The organism is Kribbella sp. NPDC050470 (genome assembly GCF_044458365.1).
Lineage (GTDB): Bacteria > Actinomycetota > Actinomycetes > Propionibacteriales > Kribbellaceae > Kribbella.
The window spans coordinates 537146-562399 of sequence record NZ_JBITHV010000007.1; the positions used below are offsets into that span (position 1 = coordinate 537146).

Below are 25254 nucleotides of genomic sequence, written 5' to 3' on the forward strand. Positions count from 1 at the left end.
GGGGACTAAGGTGGGGCCGTGGCAGACGAGCAGCCCGCACCCAAGAAGCGCACCGACCCGACCAGCCAACTGGCCCGCGGCGAACTCGTGCACGCCGAGGTAAAGCCCCTCGACCTTTCCGGCATCCCCACCGTCATCACCGGCATCATCGCCTGGACCGTCGCCTTCGTCGCCGTCCTCATCTTCCGCGACGAGCTCAAGGAAGACGGCCTCGAGTGGTGGCTCTGGGTCACCGTCGCCGGCATCGGCCTCGGCTTCATAGGCCTCTGGTACTGCCGCCGCCGCTGGACAGCCATCCAAGCCGGCCACCGCCCCGCCATCGAAGACTAAGAACCACCCCAACGGACGCGGCCTCCGACCGCGACTGTCTTGACGCCTCCGGCGGACCCGCATCCTGCTGTCACAGATCGACGTGCTTGGCGCGTAGGACTGGAGTCACCCCTCACGCCGGACTACACGCGGTCCTTTCGTCGCATGCTCCCACCGACTCGGCGTGCTGTCGCCCGCGTCGTTCCGCCCGCGACAGCACCGCGATGTCGCCTTCAGGTGGGCCTCAATGAACCGACGTCGCCGGTTGACAGCCAATCAGCATCCGCACCTTCTTGCCGGTATCGGCAGGAAAGTGCGGATAGGCACGGCGCACTCGGCCGCCAGCAAGCGCTCCCGAAGCGGTAAATACGTTGGGAAAATCCCAACACTTCGCTAGACTTGGGTCATGGATCAGCAGTTGCTCGCAGTCGGCGAACGCATTCGCTCGCAGATGCCGCCCGGGCTCAGTCAGCGCAGGCTCGCGAGCCTCGTGGACATGACGCCGGACGCTCTGTCGCGTGCGCTCAACGGGCAGCGTGGGTTCTCGTCGATCGAGTTGGCCAGCCTCGCCGACTCGCTCGGTGTTGACATCTACTGGCTGATCACCGGGCGGGCGGACCCACTGCGTGTGGACGTTGCGGCTCGGCATTCCTGGGATCCCGTGCAAGCGCAGCGAGTGAATCCCGGCCGTGAGGCTGACGACAAGATCCTGGAGAAGGTCGTCGCTGTCTACCGGGATGCCTATCCTGACGGACCGTCGGTATCACCAGACCTCCCCGCTGAGCCGGGCGCAGTTCGAAGTCGCCTGGGGCGCGACTTCGTCCGGCGCTTCGCCGAGCAGATCGAAGCGGCGTTCGCCATCGATGTGCTCCGCATTCCTGAGCTCTCCACCGATTACTCGCTCCGCATCGGCGGTCGATCGGTGATCCTGCTGACGAGCACTCCGAACTGGTTCAGGAACAACTGGTCAGTCGCTCACGAACTCGGCCATCTCGTGCTCGGTCACCACGCCGGCCGCGGGGTCGAGAAAGCGAACGAGCAACCAGCCGATGAGTTCGCCGCTGCCCTGCTCCTCCCCGAGGACCGCGTGCGGGAGATCAACTGGTCCCACATCGACGGGACAGAGCTGGCCAAGTTCGTTTGGGACGCAGGCGTCTCCACCGAGGCGCTGCGCAACCGACTTCGGAAGCTTCGATTGAAGCCACATGCCGACGCGTCCGCCGCTCTGGAACAGCCAACCCAGCATCTTCTTCGTCGACACCTGACAACGCTCCGGGGCTACGGGGCTGGAGTAGATGCGGTGGTGGAGCGCGAAGCAGAATCCACTGGACGGATGTTCCCGATCCGGTTGATAGCCGATCTGTCGCATCGCGTGCGTTCCGGACAGGCGGATCCGGCCGCCCTCGCCTGGGTGCTGAACGTCCCCGTCGACGAGATCGACTTCCCGGAGCCGGACGACGAAGCAGCGTCACGCGAGTACGAAGAACTGCTTGCAGCGAGGCCGAGCGCTGCCGCGTGGAATGACAAGCTTCGCTTGAGCCATGGTAACGCGGCACCGTGGTGAACGAGCGACTGCTGAAATGGGAGCAGCTCGACAAGCATCAGGCGACGGAACTTCAGGCCTTCACCTGTACTGACGAATGGCCCCGCACCGCCAAGGGTCGTCGGCTCCCCAAGCACCCACGCGAATGGGAATGGGCCGCACAGCGACACTTCCGCACTCTCGCCCAGCGACTCCAGGCCGGCGAGACACTTCTCGTGGGACGAGACGACGAGAACGCCGTCGGCGCAGCCGTGCACCTGTCCTACGAACAGCACGGAGTCCTGCTGGTCGCGACCTTCGAAGCCGGAGCTGTGAGCACGCACTTCCGGAACATGAGAGACCGCTACGTCGGCGACGAGATCATGGCCGTCGGAAGAGCTGAAGCCGGCATCAAAGCAGTCGATTCCGGCGCATCCACCCTCGTCCTCCAGGGCTTCATTCACGAACAGAACCGAGCAAGCATGCGCATGGCTGCCAGAGCAGACTGGGAGCCGGAAGGTCTCCCTACGCCAAACGGCTACCAACTCTGGGCGACCGCATTCGATCCCATTCGGGAGTAAGCCCCACGATCCGGCGGCCGGACCCTTGGCTCGTCGGTACCGCGCGTGGGCAACGCAGTCTTCGCGCCGATCACGTTGAGACGCGACAAGAGTCTGCGGCGCGCCGGAGGCGCAGATAGGGCAGCCGCCGCCGGAGGTGGTGTCCTTAGTCGGCGACTACTTCGTCGTCGGATTCTGGTTCGGCGGTGGCTTCTACTTCGGCTTGGACTGCGTCGGCCTCGGCTAGTTCTAGGTTGTCGTAGCCGGTGGTGTCGAAGGCGTGGTGGGTGGCGGGCTGGTCGGGGAGGTCGATGGTGGCGTCGGAGTGGGCTCCGCAGCCGTAGTCGTAGGCGACCACGCGACCCTCGCCGGGGGCCATTTCGTTGGTGCAGACGCCGAAGGCCTGGCCGAGGCTGTCGGCAAGGCGGATCCAGTAGCCGCAGGCGTTGCATTTGTACGGGACGGCCTGGGCGATCGCGGAGGTCGGGCCGAAGTCTCCGCCGTACCAGCGCTCCGCTGCTTCCTCGCGGCCGAACGGCGACAGGACGCGCTCGCGGCCGAGGCCGAGCTCGTCGACGACGGCCCGGACGTCGTCGGGGGCGCCGGTGTCGGTGAATCCGGGCTCGAGGCGCGCGTCGTCGACGTGGGTCGGGAACAGGTCGCCGGGGCGCAGGTCGCCGGGCTGGACGCGGTCGGACCACGGGACCCACACGGGCGCGACGATGGCCTCGTCGCCGGGCAGCATCACGACCTCGTTGACGGTGACCGTCTTGGCGCGGGAGGCGCGGGTCAGCGTGACCGCCCAGCGCCAGCCGCGGTACCCGGGGTGCGTCGAGGCGAAGTAGTGCGTGACGAGCCGCTCACCTTCGACCAGGTGACCGAGGTGCTCGCCGATCTGCGCGGAGCCGGCCTCGGCGATCGCGGCCTCGCGGGCGGGTTCGACCGCCGCGACACAGACGGCGTCGGCCTTGGCGCGAACCTGGTCCGGAGTTCTGACGGGAGTCACAATCGCCCATTCTCGCACGCCCGCGCGGGTGGTCGGAACGCGCCGTGACTACGGTCTGTCCCCCGCAGGAGGCAGGATGGTTCCATGCAGAGCCCAGACCCCGCGGACCGGAAGGCGACGCCTGGTTCACCCGGCGCGAACCCGGCCGGTGGGACGCCTGGCGACCGCGCCGGTGACAAGCCTGGCACCCCGGCCGGCGACAAGACCGGTGACCGCCCCGGAAAGAGCAGAGCCGAGCGGGTCAGCGGCGCAAAGCAGAAGCTCGGTACGGCGAGCAAGAAGGTCGGTCACGCCTCGAAGGTCGGCGCCAGCGGCGTCGCGTCCGCATCCCGCAAGACGGCCACCGTCGGCGGGAAGGTCGGACGAGCCACCAGCCGCCGGATCAGCGGACTGACCGGCGCCCAGGGCGCACGTGAGTCCGGGCTGTCCCGGCTGATCGAGCTCGGCGCGGTCAACGCCGCCGGTGACACCGCGTTCGCCGTGTCCCTGGCCGGCACGGTGTTCTTCGCCGTACCTAGTGAGCAGGCGCGGGACCGGGTCGCGCTGTTCCTGGTGCTGACGATGGCGCCATTTGCGCTGATGGCGCCGCTGATCGGGCCGATCCTGGACCGGTTCCGGCACGGTCGCCGGTGGGCGATCGGGGCGACGCTCGGCCTGCGCGGGTTCCTGGTCTGGAGCCTCGCCGCCTCGATGACCGGCAGCGCCTCCCCCTGGCTCTACCCGGCCGCCCTGGGATGCCTGGTCGCGTCCAAGGCGTACGGCGTGACGCGGGCATCCGCCGTACCGCGGCTGCTCCCGAAGGAGATCACCCTCGTCACGGCGAACTCGCGGATCTCGCTGGCCGGTGTCGCCGGTGCGACCGTCGGCGCGGGGATCGCGGCGGCGTTCGCGGCGATCGGGCCGGAGTGGTCGCTCCGCTGGGCCGCGCTCGTCTACACCGTCGGCCTGGTGCTCGCGATCCGGCTGCCGAGCAAGGTGGACTCCCCCGCCGGCGAGGAGATAACGGGTACGGCGGGCCGCGAAGCGCGCCGGCGGGCGATCACATCGGCGGTGGCGCGCGGGATCCGGTGCAACCTCGGCCTGCGGTTCGTGTCCGGATTCCTGACCATGTACCTGGCCTTCCTGCTCCGGGACGCACCGGTCAGCGGGATCGACGGCGCACTGGCCGCGGGTGCCGTGGTCGCGGCGGCGGGTCTCGGCAACAGCCTCGGCACCGTGCTCGGATCGTTGCTCAAGGCCCGAAAACCCGAGACCGTCGTGCTGGTCGTGCTGCTCGCGGACGTGACGGTCGCGGTCCTGGTCGCGGTGTTCTACGGGTTCCCGATCCTGATCGCGCTCGGCCTGGTGGCCGGGTTGTGCAGCTCGCTCGGGAAGCTGTCGCTGGACGCGATGATCCAGCGTGACGTACCGGAGACCGTGCGTACGTCGGTCTTCGCCCGCTCGGAGACGGTGCTGCAACTGGCCTGGGTGATCGGCGGCGGCTGCGGCATCGTGCTGCCGCTGATCCCGCGCCTCGGGTTCGGGTTCCTGGCCGGCGTACTGCTGATCGTGGTCCTCCTCGTCATCCGGATGAGGCCGTCCGGCCGGCCGGCTGGCCCGATCAAGCCGCGGCAGCCGGCGCCGAAGCCGCCTGCAGCCAAGCCGGCCGCCGAGCCGGAAGCCGAGCAGCCGACACGGACGAGCCGGACGATCCTGACCACCAGCGTCGCCGAACAGCGCGCCAACCGCGAGAACACCCAGCGCCGACACGACGAACCGACGGTCGAGCTGAAGTTCGACGACCAGCAGCAGCCGCAGCAGCCGGTCGGGAAGTGGTGGAGCGGGCAGCCGGACGAGGACGACGAGGAGACCGTCGAGGACCAGGCCCCCTGGGCCGAGGAGCCGACCGTCGAACGCGACCGCGGCGGCATCTTCAACCGCCGCCGCGGCGGCGGCCGCCCACCCCGCTGAGCCCCCGAACCCGCTGAAGCACCCCGCCGCCCGAGCCCACACCCTCCGCACCCTCCGCCTGCCTGCCCACTGAAGTCGGGGGTTGCCCCCTCAAATTCCCAGTGGGCAACCCCCCACCCCGGGGGATAACACGCTGAGCTGGAGGGTTGGCGGGGCAACGGAGGGGATGCCTGCTGAGGTGGGGGGTTGCCCGCTGGAAATCTCAGGGGGCAACCCCCGAATTGGATGGATATCCCCTCCACTTGGGCCTTCTCCCCACTTGCACGAAGAGAGAGGGCGGCGTTCGAGGGGATAACCCCTTCGCTTGTGGGTTCTCCCCTCGCAGACGAGAGGAGAACCCACAACTCGAACGGATATCCCTCCGAAGGTCAGGCCCCGATGCGCAACGCTGCCCGTTCCGGGCCGAGGGGTCTCCCACGCCCCCGGAGCCCCGCCGGCCACGGCCCGCACCAAGCTGGCAGTTGTGGTCGCCTACCGCGGACGACGTTGCGTGGAGGGCCGGGACATGCGGACAGGTAGTGCACCGGCGAAACGCCGTACACGCCGACCCGACGGCGCTCAACCGCACCACCGTCGACCCGGCACTACCTGTCGAAATGCATGCCCTCCCGTCTCGCCGCCACCGCAGACTCACCCATGGCCCAGCCAGACCAGCACACCCGCCATACCAACCACACATCAGTCACAAGAGCCGGATATCCCATGCCGTTGTGGGTTCTCCCCTCGTAGACGAGCGGAGAACCCACAGCTCGAACGGATATCCCTTCGAGGGTCAGGCCCCGAGGTGCGGGGTCAGACCTCGGTTTCGTCGTCGTCGGGTTCCTCGTCGGCGTCGGCGAGGGACCACTTCAGCTGGAACTCGACCTCTTCCTCGCTGTCACCGCGTTCGTGCTCGACGCTGATCCTGGCGTTCTTCGGCACCGTGAACCGCTCGCCGGCGATCTGGATCCGGAACGGCTTGCCCGCTTCCAGGGCGTCCGCCAGCCGGCGCAGCTTGGCCGCGAAGTCGGCGACGGAGTAGTCCTTCTCGACATCTCTCTCACTCATGCGGCCCATCCAACCAGCCGACAGGTTCTTCCAGCCATTGACAATAGTTGTACGGCGCGTTAACTATTGCATCATGGTGGAAGATCAGGTCGACCGGTTCTTCGAGGTCCTGGCCGACCCGACCCGGCGGCAGGTGGTGCGGCTGCTCGGTGAGGGTCCGCAACGGGCCGGCCAGCTGGCGGCCGCGACCGGTGCGTCGTCACCCGCGATGAGCCGGCACCTGCGGATCCTGCTGTCCGCCGGGCTGGTCGCCGACGAGCGCGGTCCCGACGACGCGCGGGTGCGGATCTTCCGGCTGAACCCCGAGCCCGTGGTCGCCGTACAGGCCTGGCTGGACCAGGTCCAGGCGCACTGGAGAGACCAGTTGGGCTCGTTCAAGCGACACGTCGAGCAGAAGGAGTCCTGATGACCAAGCCATCGGCATCCGCGTCCGTCGAGGTCGCCACCGACCCGCAGTCCGCGTTCCGGATCTTCACCGAGGAGATCGACCTGTGGTGGGTCCGCGGCCCGATCAACTTCTGGGACTCGGCCCGCGCCACCGCGATGCAGATCGAGCCGGGCGTCGGCGGCCGCATCCTCGAGGTCTACTCGCTCCCGGACGACGTACTCGAACTCGGCACGATCACCGACTGGGAGCCGGGCGCGCTGATGGCGTACCGCAGTTCGGTCGACGACACCGAGACCCGGATCACCTTCGACGAACTCGACGGCGGTACGCGCGTCACCGTCGTACAGACGCTGGTCCAGGGTGGCGAGAAGGCGTTCTACTTCTGGGCGAACATCCTGCACTGGGTGCCGCAGTGGTTCGAGCGCCGCAACGCGCCGGAGGCCCAGCGCGAGCTCGACCGCCTCTCGATCGGCCTGTACTACGAGGACCCGGCCGCCGCCGCGCGCTGGCTGCACACCGTCTTCGGCCTGGACTCCTGGGACAAGATCCCTGCCGAAGGCTCGGACCCGTCCTGGATCGAGTTGCACGTCGGCTCGTCCGCGATCCTGCTGTTCAAGCTGACCGAGGAGCGTAAGGGCCTGGACCACGAGGTCTGGGTGTACGTCGACGACCTGGCTGCCCACTTCGCCCGCAGTACGGCGAACGGCGCCAAGATCGTGTCCGAGATCCACACCCACGGCTACACCCGCTACCAAGCCGAAGACCTCGAAGGCCACCGCTGGATCTTCGCCCAGGCCCGCCCCTCCCAGTGACCATCCCGCTCACCGGCGGCCGCCTCACGCCCGGTGTCGTCCGCATCGGCGACACCGTGCGGCGGCCGTCGTCCCCCTTCACCGCAACCCTCCTACGCCACCTGTCATCCGTAGGCTTCACCGCCGCACCGCGCTACCTAGGCCGCGACGCCGAGGGTCGAGACATCCTCGCGTACCTGGACGGCTGGGTCCCCACCCGCTTCCAACGCTGGACCGACGACCAGGTAGCCGCAGCCGCCCGCCTCCTACGCACCTTCCACGACGCAACCCGCGGAACCCACCTGACCGGCAACCACGAGGTCATCTGCCACCACGACCCCGGCCCCAACAACTTCGTCTTCGTCGACAACCTGCCGGCCGCCCTGATCGACTTCGACCTGGCCAACCCCGGCAACCCGCTGGAAGACGTCGCCTACCTGGCCTGGACCTGGTGCATAGCCTCAAAACACAACGACCCAGAACCCCAAGCCACACAGGTAAAACTCGTGGCCGACACCTACGCCCTGACCACCACCCAACGCCAATCCCTCATCGCCACCATCCTCGAACGCCAACTCCAAAACGCCACCTTCTGGACCAAAACCCAAGCCGAAGTAACCCCCGACCAACGCGCGGCCCGCATCACCTGGTCCCACCACGAACACACCTTCCTACAAACCCACCGCCCCATCTTCGAACGCGCACTGACGTAGACCTGAGCCCGCCTTCGGGCGTCCGGCGGAGTGATCAAAGTGTTATAGCATCGATGCTATGACCTGGGGTACCGTTGAACTGGAAGCTGAGGTGCGCGCCTGGCTCGAAGGGTTACCGACCGACCTGTTTGCACGTGCTGCGTTCTACGTGGATCTCCTCACCGAGCGAGGCCCACTGCTGAGCGAGCCGTACACCAAGCAGATCGGCGAAAGCTTCGCGAGTTGCGTTTCTGGCTCGATCGGGATGCGATGCGGATCAGTTACTGGATTGCCACCGATCGGCGGATCATCCTGCTGACCGTGTTCCGGAAGACCGGGATGCGGGAGACGCGGGAGATCGAGAGAGCGCGGACGGCATATCGCAGGTGTGTGCAGGAAGCGCACACCGTTCCGGTGACGGAGGAGGACTGAGGTGACGAGCCGGACGGGATGGGACGAGGTTCGGGGACGCCGGATGGCGGAGCCCGGGGCTGCGGAGGCGTACGACGCGACTCGGCGCGCCTTCGAGCTCGGTGTAGCGGTGCGGCAGATGCGCGAACAGCGCGGCTGGACCCAGACCAGGCTGGCCGAGGCCGCAGGGATGACCCAGTCCGCCCTCGCCCGCTTCGAAGCCGGCGGGACTGTACCCACCCTGGCCCTGCTGGAACGGATTGCCCAAGCATTCAACGCCCGCCTGGTCGTCCGCTTCGACGAACACAACTCAGCCGGCTGAACCGGACCGATACCTGGCGGGAGTCGTACGACGCGGCGGCCAGTCCCCGGGTACGGCGGGAGTCCGCCACCTGGTGGCGTTGGACGGGATGTGGCTGGCCTTGCTGACGGGCGCCGGCTGGCACTCGACGGAGGCGGACCACGGGTGGTTAAAGGCGGCCGGCCTTTTTCAAAGCTAGGTAGGTGTCGGCGAGGGCGGGGGCTATCTGGTCGGGGTTTTCGTCTACTACGGTGACGCCGGCTCGGGTGAGGATGGCGGTTACTCGTTCGCGGTCCAGGCGGGTGCGGGCGGCGGAGGCGGCGCCGTAGACCTCGATCAGGTCGGAGCGGGTGGACTCGAGCTCGGTGAGGCGGGGGTCGGCGACCGAGGCGAGCACGATGACGTGGCGGCGGAGCAAGGGGCCGATGACGGGGAGCAGGGACTCCTCGATGACGGCTGGGTCCAACCCGGTCAGCAGTACGACAAGCGATCGCTGGCCGAGGCGTTCGAGGACCTGTGACACGACCACGCGGAAGTCCGTCTGCACCAGCTCGGCCTCGACGTTCGCGAGTGCGTTCACGAACGACGGCAGCACGTCCTCCGGCGCCGGTCGTCGTACGTCGGCCCGCACCGCCGAATCGCAAGCCAGCAAGGAAACCCGGTCGCCAGCACGGGTCGCCAACGCAGCCAGCAGCAACGCGGCATCCATCGCGTGGTCGAGCCGAGGTGCGTCCCCAACCCGCCCGGCCGACATCCGCCCGGAGTCGATCACGATGGCGACCTGACGATCGCGTTCCGGCCGCCAAGTCCGCAGTACGACGTTGCCCCGCCGAGCCGTCGCCCGCCAATCGATGCTCCGCACATCGTCCCCAGGCACGTAGTCCCGCAGCGAGTCGAACTCCGTCCCCTGCCCCCGCACGAGCAACGCAGTCCGCCCGTCCAGCTCACGCAACCGCGCCAGCCGCGACGGCAGATGCTTGCGGCTCTTGAACGGCGGCAACGCCCGCACGGTCCACGGAACCGTGTGCGACCCCTGCCGCCCAGCGAAACCCAGCGGACCGATCGACCGGATCGTCACCCGATGCGCCTGCCGGTCACCCCGCCGTGTAGGCAGCAGATGCGTCGTCAGCCGCCGCCGCTCGCCATGCGGCAGGTCCAGCTTGTGCGGCGGATCCTGCACGCCGGCAGACGGCGGCCATGCGTCCCGCAGCAGCCCCTTCACCCGCCGCCCCGGGTTCGCGACCAGCAACTGCACCACAGCCGGCTCACCCAGCCGTACGGCGTTGTCGCCCTCCCGACTGAGCTGCAGTCGCCGAGGCGAGCCGGCCAGCAGCATGTCGACCAGGCAGACCACCAGCACGACCGCGACCACGATGCCGACCCCGCTCCAACTCGGCATGAGCAGAGCAACGAAGACGACGCCCGCGGCGGCGAGCAGCCCAGCCCGGCCAGTGAGAACCATCAGCTGTACGCAATCATCGTGGCACCGGCACCGTGGCCAGCACGCTCTCGAGTACGGCGTCCGCGCTGACACCCTCGAGCTCAGCCTCCGGCCGCACCTGTACTCGATGCCGAAGGCAAGGACGCGCCATCGCCTTCACATCGTCCGGAATCACGTAGTCACGCCCCGACAACCACGCCCACGCCCGCGACACCGCCAGCAACGCCGTGGCCCCACGCGGCGACACACCAAGCTGCAGCGACGGCGACTGCCGCGTGGCCCGGCAGAGGTCCACCACGTACGCCAACACGTCCTCCCGGACAGCAACCCGCCGTACGGCGTTCTGCCCGGCCAGCAGGTCCTCCGGCCCGGCCACCGGACGCAGACCGGCGCCGGCGAGGTCCCGCGGGTCGAAGCCCTGCGCATGCCGAGCCAGGACGGCGATCTCCGCATCGCGCGGCGGGATGTCGAGCGTGACCTTCAGCAGGAACCGGTCGAGCTGGGCCTCCGGCAGCGGGTAGGTGCCCTCGTACTCGATCGGGTTCTGCGTAGCGGCGACGACGAACGGCACCGGCAGTTTGCGCGGCACACCGTCGACCGTGACCTGCCGCTCCTCCATCGCCTCCAGCAAAGCGGCCTGTGTCTTCGGCGGCGTCCGGTTGATCTCGTCGGCCAGCATGATGTTGGTGAACACCGGCCCCGGCCGGAACTCGAACTCGCTGCTCTTCGCGTCGTACACCAGCGATCCGGTGACGTCACCGGGCATCAGGTCCGGAGTGAACTGCACCCGCTTGGTGTCCAGCCGCATGGCGGTCGACAACGCCCGCACCATCAGCGTCTTCGCCGTACCCGGGACGCCTTCGAGCAGCACGTGGCCGCGGCAGAGCAGAGCGAGCACGAGCGCCGTCACCGCGGTGTCCTGGCCGACCACCGCCTTGCCGATCTCGGTCCGCAAGGCGACCAGTGCCTGCCTGGCCTGCTCGGCGGTGACCTCGGTAGTCGTCACGGGTGTCGTACCTCCTGCGTCAGTACGTCGAGTTCGTAGGACAAGGACATCAGGGCGGCGTCGCTCAGCGGTGGGAGGCCGTAGAGCAGCTCGTACAGCATGGCCGGATCCCGGCCGGTGCGTGCGGCAACCGTCGCGACGACAGCTGACGGGTCGGCGCGCCGCGGGATCCCGTGCGCCTTGTGCAGCTTGCCGAGCGCCGACTCGCGCAGTGCGGCCGCAGCCCGGTCTCGGGCGCGTGAGCGCCGGTAGAGCCGCGCCCTGCCCTCAGTGGTCTCTGCAGCATGCACGATGACCGGGAGCCGCTCGGCAACCACCGGACCGAGCCGCCGGCCACGCCAAAGCGCTACGACGAGTACGGCGAACGCCAGCGCCCACCCGATGTACCGGACGTCCGGCGGGATGAGTGGCGGCGCGTCCTCGTCGGGTTCGTCGTACCCGGTGGACTCCCACTGCGGCAGGTACCAGGTCAGGTCCTGGTGGGTGCCGATCAGGTTGAGTGCGAGCGCAGCGTTGCCGTCGTCCGCGAGCTGGTCGTTGGTGAACGAGCGCTGCGACCCCACCACGTCGACGATCCCGTTGTCGGTCTCCAACCGGATCACCGTGTTCGAGATGCCGTCGCCGTAGCAGGCCTGGGCTGTGGAGGGAGCGGAGTAGGTGGAGCCGCTGACGGTCGCCGTGCCGGCCTTGACTGCGGCAGGCAGGTCGCAGTCCGGAGCACGGCTGCCGGACGACAGGGTCTGACCGGCGTCCAGGACACCAGGCGCCAGGGCCTCCAGAGCGCGGGAGCCGGGACGGATGAGGACGATGTGGCTCCAGCCCGCGTGGGCGATTCGCTCCCAGTCGGAGCGATCCAGCTGGCCCATCGGCCCGATCAGCAAGGTCTTGCCGGCTCCCGGAGCGAGTGCGTCCTCCAGGTCCTCGGTGCCCTGCACGTTGACGCCGTGCTTCTCCAGGAGCGCCGCGAGGGCGCGTGCTCCGTTCTGCTCGGTGGAGTCCGGGCTGAACGGTCCGGAGGTGCGCGCGGCGGTCGCGATCAGGAGGACGATCGCCGCCAGCACGATCAGGCCGGTGACGAGCAGCGGCACCCGCAGCACCCGCCAGCTCTCACCGGCACTTCTCCCGACCACAGTGCTCACGCTTGCACCAACGCCTTGGCGGTTCGGGCCGCGTTGTCAGCTGTCACCACTGGTGCATACCGCTCCGGCGTACCAGGACGGTTGCCGTAGACAACCTCGGTGAACGCCAGCGCCGCGGGCTGCAACGGGTCTTGCAGAGACGGTACGGCGCGGCCCGCGTCGGCCACCACCTCGTACGCAGTCCGCCCCGCCCGCTCGTCCAGAATGGTTCGCTCGGTCAACTCCGCCACACAGGCACGGAACCGGCTGCGGATGGCGAGTGCGTAGTCCCCACCAGCGGCTTCCTGCTCCGCCTGCGCTCGGTACTCGGCCGCACGGCGCGGCCTGGCCGTGTCGAAGACCGCCTGGCCCTTGATGCGGTAGCTGGTCCGCAGCACGCCGGCCCGCCAGAGCACCACGATCGCGATCAGGATGATCAGTCCGATCAGCATGAACAGACCGGCGTGACCGCCGGGAGAGGTCCCGGACAGGCTGTCCATCAGGTCGGCGATCCACTCCATCACCTTGCCGAGCGCCCGCTCGATCAGCGAGTCGCCGGACTGCCGGTACGCCGACTTGGACAGCTCCTCGGCCGCCTCGGCGGCGGCCTGGTCCCGGCCGATGTCGATCGGGGGCTCCAGGATGATCACGACGTACCTCCAGGTCCCTGAACCGGGCCCTGAACCGGGCGCAGCACCGGCCGCATCCACAGGTCGAGGCCCTCCCGCCGTACCCGGAGGTCCAGGTAGATCAGGGCCTGGACGGCGGACATGAAGGCCAGGCTGGCGATCAGCGTGATCGCGGTCGCCAGCCCGGCGGCCACGCCGAGCACGACCGCGGCGATCGTCGCACTGCTGCTCTCACTGCCGTCGGCCCAGGTGCCGACCGTCATCACGAGCGTGGTCACCCCGAACTGCAGCGCGTAGCTGACGATGTTCACCACCAGCCCGGCGAACAGCAGGATGCCGAACACCCGCCAGAACTTGCCCTTCACCAGCCGCCAGGACCGCTTCAGCGCACCCCAGATGCCCACCCGCGCCGGGATGTGCAGCCCGATGTCCGGCGCGTGCCGGCCCTCCATCAGTACGACGGTCCCGGCCAGCAGCAGCCGGATGCCGAAGATCAGCACGAGCACCGCGCCGAGCAGCATCATCACGATCGCCACCGCGCCGGCCACGTCGGACGACACCGCGGACTCGGCCCCGGAACCGACGCCGACGACCGCCAGGCCCCAGCCGCCGATCAGGATGATGAACGACAGCGACTGCACCAGCCCGACCGCGGCCAGTGCGGGCAGCGCGGGCCGGACCAGCCGCAGCAGCTCGAGAGGCCCGACCCCATGCGCCAGCTGGCTCCGTACGGCGGCCAGCGCGATGATGCCGGCCAGCATGCTCGACACGACGGTGAACAGCACCAGCTGGACACCGTACGTGAGCAGCAGCGCCGCACCGGCCTGCTGGAACGGGTCCTCGGCCCCGAAGAACCCACTGATCCCGCCCGGTACGGCGATCTCGGTCAGCACAGCCTGGACCGCGAGCAGGGCGACGGCGGCGAGCACCGGGAGGCCCAGCATGATCGTCTTGTTGTCGGAGATGGTCCGGGCGGCGTTGTCGAGCAGGTCCGCGGGCAGCCACGGCCGCAGTGGCTCCGCCGCCGGGTCCTCGTGCATGCTGATGTCCGTCACCTGTCACCTCCCTCCGTCGAACCGCGGGCCGGGCTGAACCGTGTAGTCCATAGGTTGTCCCGGGCCAGGGCTGTGCACCATGATCACAGCCCAACTCGGGGTCACTCGGCGATCCGGCGTGTGCACTACCCGGGGAATGGGACACTATCCGTAGTGCGTACGGTCAGCATCCGCTGGGCGCACAACGATCGGACGGCAAGGAGCTGGGCGTGGCAGACGGTAACCGGACGATGCGGGGTCGCATCCTCATCGTCGACGACGACACGGCGTTGTCGGAGATGCTCAGCATCGTGCTGCGCAACGAAGGCTACGACACCTATCTGTGCGCGACCGGTGACAAAGCGGTACCGGCGTTCCGTGAGTTCAAACCGGACCTGCTGCTGCTCGACCTGATGCTGCCCGGGATGGACGGGATCGACGTCTGCCGGGCGATCCGGGCCGAGTCCGGCGTCCCGATCGTGATGCTGACCGCGAAGAGCGACACTGTGGACGTCGTGCTGGGCCTGGAGTCCGGCGCCGACGACTACGTGGTGAAGCCGTTCAAGCCGAAGGAGCTGGTGGCCCGGATCCGGGCCCGGCTGCGCCGGATGGACGAGCCCGGTCCGGAGTCGCTGACCATCGGCGACCTGACCATCGACGTGGCCGGGCACTCGGTGAAGCGGGCCGGTGAGACGATCCAGCTGACCCCGCTCGAGTTCGACCTGCTGGTCTGCCTGGCCTCCAAGCCCTGGCAGGTGTTCACCCGCGAGGTGCTGCTGGAGCAGGTCTGGGGCTACCGGCACGCGGCCGACACCCGGCTGGTCAACGTGCACGTCCAGCGGCTGCGCTCCAAGATCGAGAAGGACCCCGAGCACCCCGAGATCGTGGTCACGGTCCGCGGTGTCGGCTACAAGGCGGGTGCGGACTGATCGAGTACGGACGCGACCAAGAGTCGCAGGCGGCCGCCGACGCCCCGGCCGCCACGCCCGGTCCGGAGCAGCAGCAACCGACACCGGTCGAGCAGGAGACGGCGGAGAACCGCGGGACGGAGCTCGAGCTCACCGCCGCCGTGGCCGATTGGCCTGCCTACCCGCAGCCGCTGTGGCGCACGCACCCGAAGCACTGGCCGGACATCTGGCGCCGGTCCATCCAGGCCCGGATCGTCACCGGCACCCTCCTGATGTCGACCGTCGTGCTGATCCTGGTCGGCTGGGTGATGATGAGCCAGGTCACCGACGGCGTGCTGGAGTCCCGCCGTACCAGCGCCCAGGCGGAGGCGATCGCGCAGCTCGCCTCGCTGTCCAACACGATCGACGCGGCCGACCCGAACTCGATCAACCAGCAGCTGTCCGAGCTGGTCCTCGGCACCAACCGCCCGGGCCTGTACGACGTCCTGCTGGTGCCCGGCGACTTGTCCTCGACCAACGCGATCCGCTACACCGGCCTCGTCGACAGCGACTCGATCCCGACCGAGCTGGCGTCCTCGGTGATGAGCGACGACACCAAGCTCTGGGACACCTACACGGTCATCAACTACCGCGACGGGCCCAGCGTGCCCGGCCTGGTGATCGGGTCCCAGCTCCGGGTCCCGACCGCGCCGACCGAGCGGTACGCCGTCTACTTCCTCTTCCCGCTCACCCCGCAGCAGGAGACGCTGGACGTCGTCCAGCGCGCGCTGGTCACGGCCGGCCTGCTGCTCGTCGTCCTGCTCGGAGCGGTCGCCTGGCTGGTCACCCGCCAGGTGGTCACGCCGGTCCGGATGGCGCGGCGGATCGCGGAGCGGCTGGCGGCCGGCAAGCTCGAGGAGCGGATGCAGGTTCGCGGCACCGACGACCTGGCCCGGCTGGCGGTCTCCTTCAACAAGATGGCCGGCAACCTGCAACGGCAGATCCGCCGGCTCGAGGAGCTGTCCCGGCTGCAGCGCCGGTTCGTCTCCGACGTCTCGCACGAGCTGCGCACCCCGCTGACCACGGTCCGGATGGCCGCCGACCTGCTGCACGAGAGCCGGGACCAGTTCGACCCGATCAGCCGGCGCTCGGTCGAGCTCCTGCAGAACGAGCTCAACCGGTTCGAGGAACTGCTCGCCGACCTGCTCGAGATCAGCCGGTTCGACGCCGGCGCGGCCGCCCTCGACCTGGAGGACGTGGACCTGCGCGACATCGTCAACCGGGTGCTGGAGAACCACGAGACCCTGCTGGAGCGCAAGGGCTGCGAGGTCCAGCTGGACATGCCGGAGCCGTGCCGGGCCCAGGTCGACTCGCGCCGGATCGAGCGGATCCTGCGCAACCTGATCGGCAACGCGATCGAGCACAGCGAGGGCCTGCCGATCCGGATCAGCACGGCGTACGACGACGACGCGGCCGCCGTCGCGGTCCGCGACCACGGCGTGGGCTTCCGGGCCGAGGAGGCCGAGATGGTGTTCAGCCGGTTCTGGCGGGCCGACCCGGCCCGGGCCCGGACCACCGGCGGCACCGGGCTCGGCCTGTCCATCGCGTTGGAGGACGCCCGGCTGCACGGCGGCCGGCTGGACGCCTGGGGGTCGCCCGGTGACGGCGCCTACTTCCGGCTGACGCTGCCGCGGCGGCCGGACGTCACGCTGTCCGGATCGCCGCTGCCGGCCCGCCCGGCCGACGCCAGCCGGGTGGTGACGGAGAAGTCCCTCGTCGACGTGGGAGCGCCGTACCAGAAACTGACCGGTGGTGAGGAGCGGTGAGGCGGAAGCTGCTTGCAGTGATCCTGGCGTTCCTGCTGCTGGCCACCGGCTGCGCGACGGTGCCGACCAAGGGCACCATCCGCAACGCCGGCCGGGAGGGCCTGGCGCCGGACTTCGGCGGCGTCGGCGTGGAGGCCAAGCCGCCGCGGGCGGACGCCCAGCCGCTGCAGCTGGTCAACGGCTTCCTGGAGGCGATGTCGGACTCCCGTGCCTTCGACGTGGCCCGGCAGTACCTGACCCCGGAGGCAGCGGCCGCCTGGAAGCCGGAGTCGCAGACGGTGGTGTACCAGCAGGCCCGTGACGCGGTCACCAGTTCTGGCGACCAGGTCCGGTTGCGGGCCGGCATGATCGCCACCATCGACGACCGCGGGTCCTGGACCCCGGCGAAGGTCGACGCCTCGGTCGACTTCACCTTCAAGCTGGTCAAGGTGGACGGCCAGTGGCGGGTCTCGACACCGCCGCCGGGGGTGTACCTGAGCAGCAACCAGCTCGACCCGAAACTTGCCCCGCGCAACCTCTACTTCTTCAACCCGGGCAAGGACATGCTCGTCCCCGACCCGGTCTACCTGCCGGTGAACCTGTCGGCCGGACAGGGCGCCACCCAGCTGATCCAGGAACTGCTCAAGGGCCCGACCAAACGCCTCGGCAACGGCGCCATCTCGCTGGCTCCACCGGGGACAGCGGTCCAGGTCTCCGTGCCGGTCGAGTTCGGCGTCGCGACGGTGGCCTTGAACGAGGCGGCCGCCTCGCTGCGGGACACCGAACGGCGACTGCTCGCGGCCCAGATCGTCTGGACCCTCAACCAGGTCAACCTGCGGGTCAAGATCACGGTCAGCGGCGCGCCGCTGCTGCCCGACGAGCCGGACGTGCTGCCGTTCTCCAACTTCGGGAACTACGACCCGCAGGTGCCCGACGGCGCGATGACCGAGCTGTACGGCGTCCGCTCCGGCCGGATCCAGCGGATCGAGGGGCTGGACGGGGCGTCCGACATCGCCGCCCGGCCGCTGACCAGCAGCAAGCTGTACGACTACCAGGCCGAGTCGTTCGCAGTCAGCCTGCGCGGGGACTCCGGCGCGATCGTGACCACCGACGACGGCGACAAGGTGGTGGCGTACGCCCGGCTGGAGTCCACCGAGAACGACAAGTCCGACCAGGTCCGGAAGATCCAGACCCAGGGCCGGGTGCTGCGGCCCAGCTTCGACAACCAGGACAACCTCTGGATCCTCGACCGCGCCGACGGCGCGGCGCCACGGCTCCGGGTCCGCAACCGCGACGGCACCGCGATCGCCGACGTGATCACCAGCTTCCACGGCGACGCGCCGATCGCGTTGCGGATGGCTCCGGACGGCGTCCGGGCGCTGCTGGTGATGCGGTCCAAGACCACCGGCCAGAACTACGTGCAGACCGGGACGATCCAGACCGCCAGCGGCGGCAAGCTCCTCCTCGGGCAGCTCCGCCAGCTTCAGTTGCCGCTCTCCGCCATCACGGATGCGGCCTGGAACAAGCTGGGCATCCTGGTCGCCGGCACGTCGCCCGACGTCGGCAACATCCGGCAGCCGTGGCTGGTCAACACCGACGGCTCCGGCCGGCAGTTGCTGCCCGGGGCGTCGTCCGGGTTCGAGACCGCGCTGCTCGCGTCGAACCTGAACAAGGACACCCTGCCGGTGGTCGAGGACGTGAAGGGCCAGCTGCACTGGCAGACCCGCGATCTCACCTGGGTCGACATGGACAACGATGCCAACGCGGCCCCGATCGTGCCGACCTACCCGGGCTGAGTTGTCCACAGGCTCGGCCTGTCCCGGTTGCGAGCGGGCGTGCTGTCGCGGATCGTTGAGCGGTGCCGGTCCGGGACGCGTTCGTGGATCTCGTGCTGGGTGGGCGGTGCGCGGGCTGCGACCGGCCGGGAGTCACTCTGTGTGGTCGTTGCCGGGAGCTACTGACTTCGGTGACTCCGTTCCGTGCTTGGCCGGACCCGCGGCCGGCCGGACTGCCTCCGCCCACCGCGAGTGCGCCGTACGCCGATGAGTTGCGCAAGTTGATCATTGCGCACAAGGAGGAGGCTCGGTACGCGCTGGCCCGTCCACTCGGCGCGGTGCTGGCAGCCGCCGTACGCGCTGCTCTCGGGGATCGGCGTGCCGTGTGGCTGTGCCCGGTTCCGTCGGCCAGGTCGACGGTCCGGCAGCGTGGGCACGACCCACTGCGCCGGATCACCCGCGCCGCCGCGCGATCCCTTCGGCGACAGGGAATCGACGCCCGGCCGGCTGCCGCGCTGACCGTCGTACGACGTCTCGACGACCAGGCCGGGTTGTCCGCGGAACGCCGTACCGCCAACCTGGACGGGGCTTTCGCGGCTCGTTCGCGCTGGGCTGAAACGCTGACGGATCAGCCGGTCCTGCTGGTCGACGACGTGATCACCACCGGTTCCACGCTGGCCGAGGCGGGCCGGGCCTTGGAATCCACCGGAATTCCGGTGCTCGGCTGTGCGGTGCTGGCCGCGACCCGCCGGCGCCGGCCGTCTGGTTCATGAGAACTTCCCTACCGGTTTTCGCCGAAGCCGACTAGCGTTGGCCTATGACACCCGCTAGGGACTGTCGGGCAGGGATGTGGTGCAGGTCCGGATCAGCCGGAATCCTCACTGCGGAGTCCGACCGGTTCCACAGCGGGTGTTCTCGTTTCGGGCACCGTCACACGAGGTACGGGGGTCCGGAGACGTAAGAAGAAGTCGCCGATCGATGGAGGTTTCCGTGGACGTCGTTGTCAAGGGTCATCACTGCGAGGTCAGTGACCGCTTCCGGCAGTACGTCGAGGAAAAACTCGAGCGGATCGAGAAGGTCGATCACCGGGTACTGCGGTGCGAGGTAGAAGTCAGCCAGGAGAAGAACCCGCGACAGCACGATCGGGCGATGCGTGTCGAGCTCACCATGTACACGAAGGGACCGGTGGTCCGCGCCGAAGCGACCGGCGAGACCAAGGCGGCGGCGTTCGACGTCTGCCTGGACCGGTTGCGGGCGCAGGTCCGCAAGGCGGCCGACCGCCGCCGGGTGCACCGTGGTGAGCGTACGCCGGAGGGCCTTCGGCACGTGAACGCGAAACAGCCACTCACCGACACCACTCCAGTGGAGGAACCAGCCGCCGAGGACGAGGTGGCGACGTACAAGTTCGGATCGCTCACGGTCACCGGTGACGGTCCTTTGGTGATGCGCGAGAAGACCCACACCGCCAAGCCGATGTCCCTGGACCAGGCGCTCTACGAGCTCGAACTGGTCGGACACGACTTCTACCTCTTCGTCGACGCCGACGAGAACCAGCCCAGCGTCGTCTACCGCCGCCGCGGCTACGACTACGGCGTCATCCGTCTGGCCGTCTGAGGCCGACAGCACGCGGGAGGAGCACATCACGAGGGGCCGGGCAGCTGCCCGGCCCCTCATCCTTCCCCTGCGAAGGTCTCTGCTACCCGTCGATCTGGGCCTGGAGGGCGGCTGCGTAGGTGGCTACCTCCGCGTAGACGCCCGGGTCGCCGGCGTCGGCGCAGCCCACGCCCCAGGAGACGACGCCGAAGAGCCGGCCGTTGAGGACCAGCGGACCGCCGGAGTCACCCTGGCAGGAGTCCTTGCCGCCGTCCTCGAACCCGGCGCAGATCTCGCCGTCCGCGGTGTACCCCTCGCTCGCGTACGCCTGCTCGCAGTACGCGTCACCCAGCACCGGCACGTCGACCTTCTGGAAGGTGTCCGCCGGCCCGGTGCCCTCGGTCTCACCCCAGCCGTACACGACCGACGCCGCACCCGCCGCGTCCGCCGCCTTGTCGGTCTCCAGCGCCAGCGTCGGCACACCGTCGAACGGCGTGGCCAGCGTCATCACGGCGACATCATGACCAGGCTCCTTGCCGTACGCCGGGTCCACCCAGATGCTGCTGATCTTCGACTCCTTGCCACCGGACTCGGTCAGCACGTCCCGGCCCTGGATCGCCGTGTAGGTGCCGGCCGCCTCCTGCGCGCAGTGCGCGGCGGTGACGATCTTGTTCGCGGCGACCAGCGTCGACCCGCACCACTGGCCGCTCGGCGACGGCGAGCCGCTGTTGTTGAGGGCAATCGCCCAGGGGGTGTCCGCGGTCTTGGCGACCGTGCCGCCGACGATCCGGGTCTTCGGCCCGTCCGGCGACTGCGCGGCCGACGCGGAGCCGGCTACGGCCACCGCACCGAGGGACGCCACGGCCAGCACACCGGCCGCCAGGGCGGCTCGGACCAACTGCACTCTTCCTGTCATGCCTCACTCCAGGTTGATAGGGGCCACGCGGGCGGCGCGGCCTCTCTGGAGCGTCTCCCGAACACCGTTCGTAGCGCACCTCCCACTTGCGGTAACTCCCGAGTTATGGCCGCCGGCCGGTCCCCCGATCCGGCCGGCGTGCCGGTCAGAGCCCCATCGCCTTGCCGTCGAGCACCTGGCTCTTCGCGGGAGCCTTCGGCGTCGGCGCCGTGCCGTAGGCGCTGAAGCTGAACTGGTTCTTGCCATCGGTCATCCGGATCACCCGGGCGGTCTCGGTGTCGATCCACAGCGCGGCGCCGTCGTCGGTGAGCCCGACGCACCGGACACCGTCGACCATCCGCGCCGTGACCTTGCGGGGCAGGGCGGCCGTGGCCGTGTCGTCCTCGCCGAAGACCGTCGCGAAGAACCTGCCGGGGGTGACCAGGTCGACCATGTCCTGGGTGTCCTTGTCGACCTTCGACAACTTGATCCACTTGTTCTTCAGCAGCCGGACGGTCCGCGCGGTCTCGGCCGGGCTGCTCTTCTCGGCCTTCGCCTGCGCGCGGATCGCCGACTCGGACAACTGCAGGTAGACGGTCTTGCCGATCGCACGGACCCGGTACGACGCGCCCGCGACGGTGAAGTTGCCCTCGCCGCCGCCTTTGGTCAGGGTGATGTCGAAGGTCATCGGCCCGCTGGTGTCGTCGATGGTGCCGCGCATCCGCAGGTTGGTCGCCGCCAGCGACGCAGCCCGGGTCTTCTGCATGATCGTCCGGACCGGCAGGTTCTCCAGCCCTGCTGCGGTCGGCGACGCGACCGGGCTGGTGGGAGGCGCCGTCGCCGCGGCGGTGGCGGCAGGCTTGTTGTCGCCGGCGGAGTCGGCGCCGGGGCCGCAACTGGTGGTGACCAGCGCGATCATGGCGACCGCCGCGGCGGTGCGGATCCAGGGGAAGGACATGGCTCGGACTCACCTTTCGGTACGCCGGCCCAGCGGCCGGGGCTCGTTCTCGTTCGTCCAAGAGCCTGCGTGCGCGCACTGCCGTCCCGCGGCGGTTCGACTGCGCGCGACTGCGGTCCGCCTGCCGACCCGCTGCTGGATAGACTGCCGTCGGGCTGAGGGCAGCTCGGTCTGAGCGGATCGGGAGGGTGCAGACCAGTGCCAGGGGCGGTGAGCGACTCTGTCCGGTTTACGCTGCTCGGACCGGTGCGAGCCCATCGTGGGTCGCGCGAGCTGGATCTCGGTCCGGCCAAGCAGCGCGCCGTACTGGCGAGTCTTCTGCTCTCCGCCAACCGGCCGGTCCCACCGAGCCGGATCATCGATCTCGTCTGGGGCGACGACCCGCCGGAGAACGGCCCGAACGTCGTACAGAAGTACGTCGCCGGCCTGCGCCGGGTGCTGGAGCCGGAGCGGGAACCGAGATCGTCCGGCCGGCTGCTGACCCTGACCGATGGCGGCTACCGGCTCGCCGTCGCACCTGGCGACTCCGACGTCGACCTGTTCAGCCAGCACGTCCGCACGGCAGGCCGGCTGCGTGCCGAGGGGCGCCTGGCGGAGACCGCAGCGGAGCTTCAGACAGCGCTGTCGTTGTGGCAGGCGGAGCCGTTGGCCGGCCTGACCGGCGTGTACTTCGAGGCCACCCGCGCTCGGCTCGCTGACGACCGCGCCGCGGCTGTGGAGGAGTGGGCCGAGGTGGAGCTCGAACAGGGGCACCTGCAGAGCCTGCTGCCGGAGCTGTCCCGCCTGGTTGCCGAGTTCCCGCTGCGCGAGCGACTGCGCGGCGTGCAGATGCTTGCCCTGTACCGCGCCGGCCGCCAGGCCGAGGCCCTGGCCGCCTACCGCGAGATTCGCAGCCTGTTGGTCACCACCCACGGCGTGGACCCGAGCCGCCCCCTCCAAGACCTTCACCAGCGGATCCTTCAAAACGATCCCACTCTCACCGCCCCCGTCCCCGCCCCACCCGTCCCCGCCCCACCCGCAGCCGACCCCGCGCCGTGGTCGCCCACTCCCGCCGCGCCGTTCGTTCCGTCGGCGCCGCACGGGGAGGGGTTGCAGTTGCGGGACTGGGTGCTGAAGTTCCTGGTCGCGGCGGTCCCGATTCTGACGGTCGGGCTGCTGGGTGGTCCGGCGATGGGCGTCGTGGCGGTCCGGCGACGCAGTACCCGTCTCGGGCTGGCAGCCGCGGGGTATCTGGGTGCGACGATCGCCGGCGCCCTGATGATCGACACGAGCAGCGACGAGATCACCGGCACCAAGGACGGTCTCGGCGTCACGCTGGTGATCGTCTCCGCGCTGGTCTGCGCAGTGCACCTGGCGGTGATCGTGCCGAGGCAGACCCGGCAGGCTCCGGGGGACGAGACGCGCCGGCAGTACGGGCGTCAACTCGCAGCCGAGCACCCGGTGATCGCCCGCCAGCTCGGGATCGGGCGCCCCGACCTGCCGAACCAGTTCGAGGACGGCGGGCTGATCGACATCAACGATGCGCCCGAGGCGGTCCTGCGGACGCTGCCCGGCGTCTCCGCCGAGCACGCCGCGCTGATCGCCGCCGACCGGACCCACCGCGGCCCGTTCCGCTCTCTGGAGGATCTGGCCGCGCGCGGCCTGTTCCCGTGGCCGATCCCGCCGCAGGTGGCCGAGATCGTGCTGATCATCCGGGTCCAGGACACCGTTGACGGCGACCGGCGGTAATTGTCGGTGGGCCCCGGCAGAATCGCTGCCGTGAGTACACAGGTGTTGTCGACGGCTCAGGCTCGGCGGGTGGCGCTGGCGGCTCAGGGGTTCATGGACCCGCGGCCGAAGGGCGTGCCGGACATGCGGGCGCTGGCTCGTGTGCTCGGCCGGATCGGGCTGATCCAGATCGACTCGGTGAACGTCGTCAGCCGCGCGCAGTACCTGCCGCTGTACTCCCGCCTCGGTCCGTACCCGCGCGACCTGCTCGACCGCGCCTCCGGAAAGGCGCCCCGCCGCCTCGTGGAGTACTGGGCCCACGAGGCGTCGCTGATCCCGGTCGAGACCCACTCGCTGATGCGCTGGCGGATGGCCCGCGCCGCGACCGAGGCCTGGGGTGGGCCACGGTCGATCGCGAAGGAGCGACCTGACCTGGTCAAGCAGGTGCTGGCCGACGTCCGCGACCACGGTCCGCTGACGGCGCGCGAGATCGACGACGACGTCGAGCGCTCGAAGGAGAACTGGGGCTGGAACTGGTCCGACGTGAAGCGGGCCCTGGAGTTCCTCTTCTTCGCCGGCGAGATCACGGTCGCCCGGCGCAACCAGCAGTTCGAGCGGATGTACGACATACCCGAGCGGGTGCTGCCGAGCGCCGTGCTGGACACTCCGACGCCGTCGTTGGACGAGGCGCACCGCGGGCTGGTGTCGATCGCGGCGCGGGCGCACGGGGTGTCGACCGCGCAGTGTCTGAAGGACTATTTCCGGACGGCACCGGAGCCGACAGCGCTGGCGATCCAGGAGCTCGTCGAGGAAGGTGAGCTGATCCCGGTCCAGATCGACGGCTGGAAGCGGCAGGCGTACCTGCACCGAGACGCGCGGCTGCCGCGGCGGGTCAACGCCCGGGCGCTGGTCAGCCCGTTCGACTCGCTGGTGTTCGAGCGGACCCGGACCGAGGTCCTGTTCGACTTCCGGTACCGGATCGAGATCTACGTGCCGGCCGAGAAACGCATCTACGGGTACTACGTGCTGCCCTTCCTGCTCGGGGACCGGCTGGTCGCCCGCGTGGACCTGAAGTCCGACCGGGCCGCCGGGGTGCTGCTGGTCCAGTCGGCGCACGCCGAGCCGAAGGCGCCGGTGGAGACCGCGGACGAGCTGGCCGCCGAGCTGGTCCAGCTCGCGGGGTTCCTGGGGCTGGACCAGGTCAAGGTGGCCGGTGGCGGTGACCTGTCGCCAGCGCTGAGTGACGCCCTGACCGGGGCGGTGGGGCGGGGAAGGAGTTAGCACAGCGAGGATACTGACGGCGCGGCCGGGAACTTTCCGGCGCGGCCGAGCGTGGGTCCGTTGGGGCCTGAGGCACGCTGCGGGCGTGGCTTGGCACACCTGGCCCCGTACGATGGGGGACGCACGCCCTTCCCGTCGGGTCGGCCGT

Annotated in this window: 26 protein-coding genes; 17 read left to right on the forward strand and 9 right to left on the reverse strand. The window is 69.5% G+C overall.

What is annotated here, in order from left to right:
• The first annotated feature begins 18 nt into the window (after positions 1 to 18).
• The 3 genes from ACIBGM_RS23670 to ACIBGM_RS23680 all read left to right on the forward strand — a co-directional run bounded on the left by ACIBGM_RS23670 (position 19) and on the right by ACIBGM_RS23680 (position 2412).
• Complete coding sequence (locus ACIBGM_RS23670) at positions 19 to 330, forward strand: DUF2530 domain-containing protein (protein WP_360537349.1); 312 nt, start codon at positions 19 to 21, stop codon at positions 328 to 330.
• A 385-nt stretch (positions 331 to 715) separates the two neighbouring features.
• On the forward strand, positions 716 to 1873 hold the full coding sequence (locus ACIBGM_RS23675; protein WP_396386787.1) for a helix-turn-helix domain-containing protein: 1158 nt from the start codon (positions 716 to 718) through the stop codon (positions 1871 to 1873).
• Positions 1867 to 2412: a hypothetical protein gene (locus ACIBGM_RS23680; RefSeq protein ID WP_396386788.1), complete on the forward strand. Its 546-nt coding sequence runs from the start codon at positions 1867 to 1869 to the stop codon at positions 2410 to 2412. The genes ACIBGM_RS23675 and ACIBGM_RS23680 overlap by 7 nt, the downstream gene beginning before the upstream one ends.
• A 145-nt stretch (positions 2413 to 2557) precedes the next feature.
• On the opposite strand, the gene ACIBGM_RS23685 is transcribed toward ACIBGM_RS23680, so the two are convergent.
• On the reverse strand, positions 2558 to 3397 hold the full coding sequence (locus ACIBGM_RS23685; protein ID WP_360537343.1) for a DUF3027 domain-containing protein: 840 nt from the start codon (positions 3395 to 3397) through the stop codon (positions 2558 to 2560).
• A gap of 84 nt (positions 3398 to 3481) precedes the next feature.
• On the opposite strand from ACIBGM_RS23685, the gene ACIBGM_RS23690 reads away from it, so the two are divergent.
• A complete protein-coding gene (locus ACIBGM_RS23690) occupies positions 3482 to 5347 on the forward strand; it encodes an MFS transporter (RefSeq protein WP_360537341.1) in 1866 nt (621 codons plus the stop codon).
• Between the two features lie 792 nt (positions 5348 to 6139).
• Here the strand turns inward: ACIBGM_RS23690 and ACIBGM_RS23695 are convergent.
• Entirely contained in the window at positions 6140 to 6394 is a 255-nt protein-coding gene (locus ACIBGM_RS23695; protein ID WP_360534861.1) for an amphi-Trp domain-containing protein, read from the reverse strand.
• A gap of 73 nt (positions 6395 to 6467) precedes the next feature.
• Here ACIBGM_RS23695 and ACIBGM_RS23700 point away from each other — a divergent pair, with 73 nt between their 5' ends.
• The 6 genes from ACIBGM_RS23700 to ACIBGM_RS23725 are packed head-to-tail and all read left to right on the forward strand — an operon-like array spanning position 6468 to position 8998.
• A complete protein-coding gene (locus ACIBGM_RS23700; protein WP_360534859.1) occupies positions 6468 to 6800 on the forward strand; it encodes a metalloregulator ArsR/SmtB family transcription factor in 333 nt (110 codons plus the stop codon).
• Positions 6800 to 7594 (forward strand): VOC family protein, encoded by a 795-nt coding sequence (locus ACIBGM_RS23705; RefSeq protein ID WP_360534857.1) that lies wholly within the window; start codon positions 6800 to 6802, stop codon positions 7592 to 7594. The genes ACIBGM_RS23700 and ACIBGM_RS23705 overlap by 1 nt, the downstream gene beginning before the upstream one ends.
• Entirely contained in the window at positions 7591 to 8286 is a 696-nt protein-coding gene (locus ACIBGM_RS23710; RefSeq protein WP_360534855.1) for a phosphotransferase, read from the forward strand. The genes ACIBGM_RS23705 and ACIBGM_RS23710 overlap by 4 nt, the downstream gene beginning before the upstream one ends.
• 58 nt (positions 8287 to 8344) lie before the next feature.
• Positions 8345 to 8584, forward strand: a complete 240-nt coding sequence (locus ACIBGM_RS23715) for a hypothetical protein (RefSeq protein WP_360534869.1) — start codon at positions 8345 to 8347, stop codon at positions 8582 to 8584.
• Complete coding sequence (locus tag ACIBGM_RS23720) at positions 8536 to 8697, forward strand: hypothetical protein (RefSeq protein WP_360534853.1); 162 nt, start codon at positions 8536 to 8538, stop codon at positions 8695 to 8697. Before ACIBGM_RS23715 ends, ACIBGM_RS23720 begins: the two co-directional genes overlap by 49 nt.
• A 1-nt stretch (position 8698) precedes the next feature.
• Positions 8699 to 8998 (forward strand): helix-turn-helix transcriptional regulator, encoded by a 300-nt coding sequence (locus ACIBGM_RS23725; RefSeq protein ID WP_360534851.1) that lies wholly within the window; start codon positions 8699 to 8701, stop codon positions 8996 to 8998.
• Positions 8999 to 9146: 148 nt separating this feature from the next.
• On the opposite strand, the gene ACIBGM_RS23730 is transcribed toward ACIBGM_RS23725, so the two are convergent.
• Genes ACIBGM_RS23730 through ACIBGM_RS23750 form a run of 5 tightly spaced genes read right to left on the reverse strand, consistent with a single transcriptional unit; the run spans position 9147 to position 14226 of the window.
• Positions 9147 to 10439: a DUF58 domain-containing protein gene (locus ACIBGM_RS23730; protein ID WP_360534849.1), complete on the reverse strand. Its 1293-nt coding sequence runs from the start codon at positions 10437 to 10439 to the stop codon at positions 9147 to 9149.
• Positions 10440 to 10452: 13 nt separating this feature from the next.
• Positions 10453 to 11424, reverse strand: a complete 972-nt coding sequence (locus tag ACIBGM_RS23735; RefSeq protein ID WP_360534847.1) for a MoxR family ATPase — start codon at positions 11422 to 11424, stop codon at positions 10453 to 10455.
• On the reverse strand, positions 11421 to 12563 hold the full coding sequence (locus ACIBGM_RS23740) for a DUF4350 domain-containing protein (protein ID WP_360534845.1): 1143 nt from the start codon (positions 12561 to 12563) through the stop codon (positions 11421 to 11423). The genes ACIBGM_RS23735 and ACIBGM_RS23740 overlap by 4 nt, the downstream gene beginning before the upstream one ends.
• The gene (locus ACIBGM_RS23745; RefSeq protein WP_360534843.1) at positions 12560 to 13192 is read right to left on the reverse strand and encodes a DUF4129 domain-containing protein; all 633 of its coding nucleotides are present in this window, start codon (positions 13190 to 13192) and stop codon (positions 12560 to 12562) included. Before ACIBGM_RS23745 ends, ACIBGM_RS23740 begins: the two co-directional genes overlap by 4 nt.
• Positions 13189 to 14226: a hypothetical protein gene (locus tag ACIBGM_RS23750; RefSeq protein ID WP_360534841.1), complete on the reverse strand. Its 1038-nt coding sequence runs from the start codon at positions 14224 to 14226 to the stop codon at positions 13189 to 13191. The genes ACIBGM_RS23745 and ACIBGM_RS23750 overlap by 4 nt, the downstream gene beginning before the upstream one ends.
• Positions 14227 to 14456: 230 nt before the next feature.
• On the opposite strand from ACIBGM_RS23750, the gene mtrA reads away from it, so the two are divergent.
• The 5 genes from mtrA (at position 14457) to hpf (ending at position 20286) form a co-directional block, all read left to right on the forward strand.
• A complete protein-coding gene (gene mtrA / locus ACIBGM_RS23755; protein ID WP_141859693.1) occupies positions 14457 to 15134 on the forward strand; it encodes an MtrAB system response regulator MtrA in 678 nt (225 codons plus the stop codon).
• A 140-nt stretch (positions 15135 to 15274) separates the two neighbouring features.
• Complete coding sequence (mtrB, locus tag ACIBGM_RS23760) at positions 15275 to 16918, forward strand: MtrAB system histidine kinase MtrB (RefSeq protein WP_360534839.1); 1644 nt, start codon at positions 15275 to 15277, stop codon at positions 16916 to 16918.
• Complete coding sequence (locus tag ACIBGM_RS23765; RefSeq protein ID WP_360534837.1) at positions 16915 to 18693, forward strand: LpqB family beta-propeller domain-containing protein; 1779 nt, start codon at positions 16915 to 16917, stop codon at positions 18691 to 18693. Before mtrB ends, ACIBGM_RS23765 begins: the two co-directional genes overlap by 4 nt.
• A 170-nt stretch (positions 18694 to 18863) precedes the next feature.
• Positions 18864 to 19445: a phosphoribosyltransferase family protein gene (locus ACIBGM_RS23770; RefSeq protein WP_360534835.1), complete on the forward strand. Its 582-nt coding sequence runs from the start codon at positions 18864 to 18866 to the stop codon at positions 19443 to 19445.
• A 217-nt stretch (positions 19446 to 19662) separates the two neighbouring features.
• Entirely contained in the window at positions 19663 to 20286 is a 624-nt protein-coding gene (gene hpf, locus ACIBGM_RS23775; RefSeq protein WP_360534833.1) for a ribosome hibernation-promoting factor, HPF/YfiA family, read from the forward strand.
• Between the two features lie 82 nt (positions 20287 to 20368).
• Here hpf and ACIBGM_RS23780 read toward each other — a convergent pair whose 3' ends face one another.
• Positions 20369 to 21181 carry a serine protease gene (locus ACIBGM_RS23780; RefSeq protein ID WP_360534831.1) on the reverse strand — a complete coding sequence of 271 codons (813 nt, stop codon included), beginning with the start codon at positions 21179 to 21181 and terminating at the stop codon, positions 20369 to 20371.
• 145 nt (positions 21182 to 21326) lie between these two features.
• Positions 21327 to 22118: a hypothetical protein gene (locus tag ACIBGM_RS23785; protein WP_360534829.1), complete on the reverse strand. Its 792-nt coding sequence runs from the start codon at positions 22116 to 22118 to the stop codon at positions 21327 to 21329.
• Between the two features lie 246 nt (positions 22119 to 22364).
• Here ACIBGM_RS23785 and ACIBGM_RS23790 point away from each other — a divergent pair, with 246 nt between their 5' ends.
• Both ACIBGM_RS23790 and ACIBGM_RS23795 read left to right on the forward strand, forming a co-directional pair.
• Positions 22365 to 23846, forward strand: a complete 1482-nt coding sequence (locus tag ACIBGM_RS23790; RefSeq protein WP_360534827.1) for a BTAD domain-containing putative transcriptional regulator — start codon at positions 22365 to 22367, stop codon at positions 23844 to 23846.
• A 93-nt stretch (positions 23847 to 23939) separates the two neighbouring features.
• The gene (locus ACIBGM_RS23795) at positions 23940 to 25106 is read left to right on the forward strand and encodes a DNA glycosylase AlkZ-like family protein (RefSeq protein WP_360534867.1); all 1167 of its coding nucleotides are present in this window, start codon (positions 23940 to 23942) and stop codon (positions 25104 to 25106) included.
• Positions 25107 to 25254: the final 148 nt, after the last annotated feature.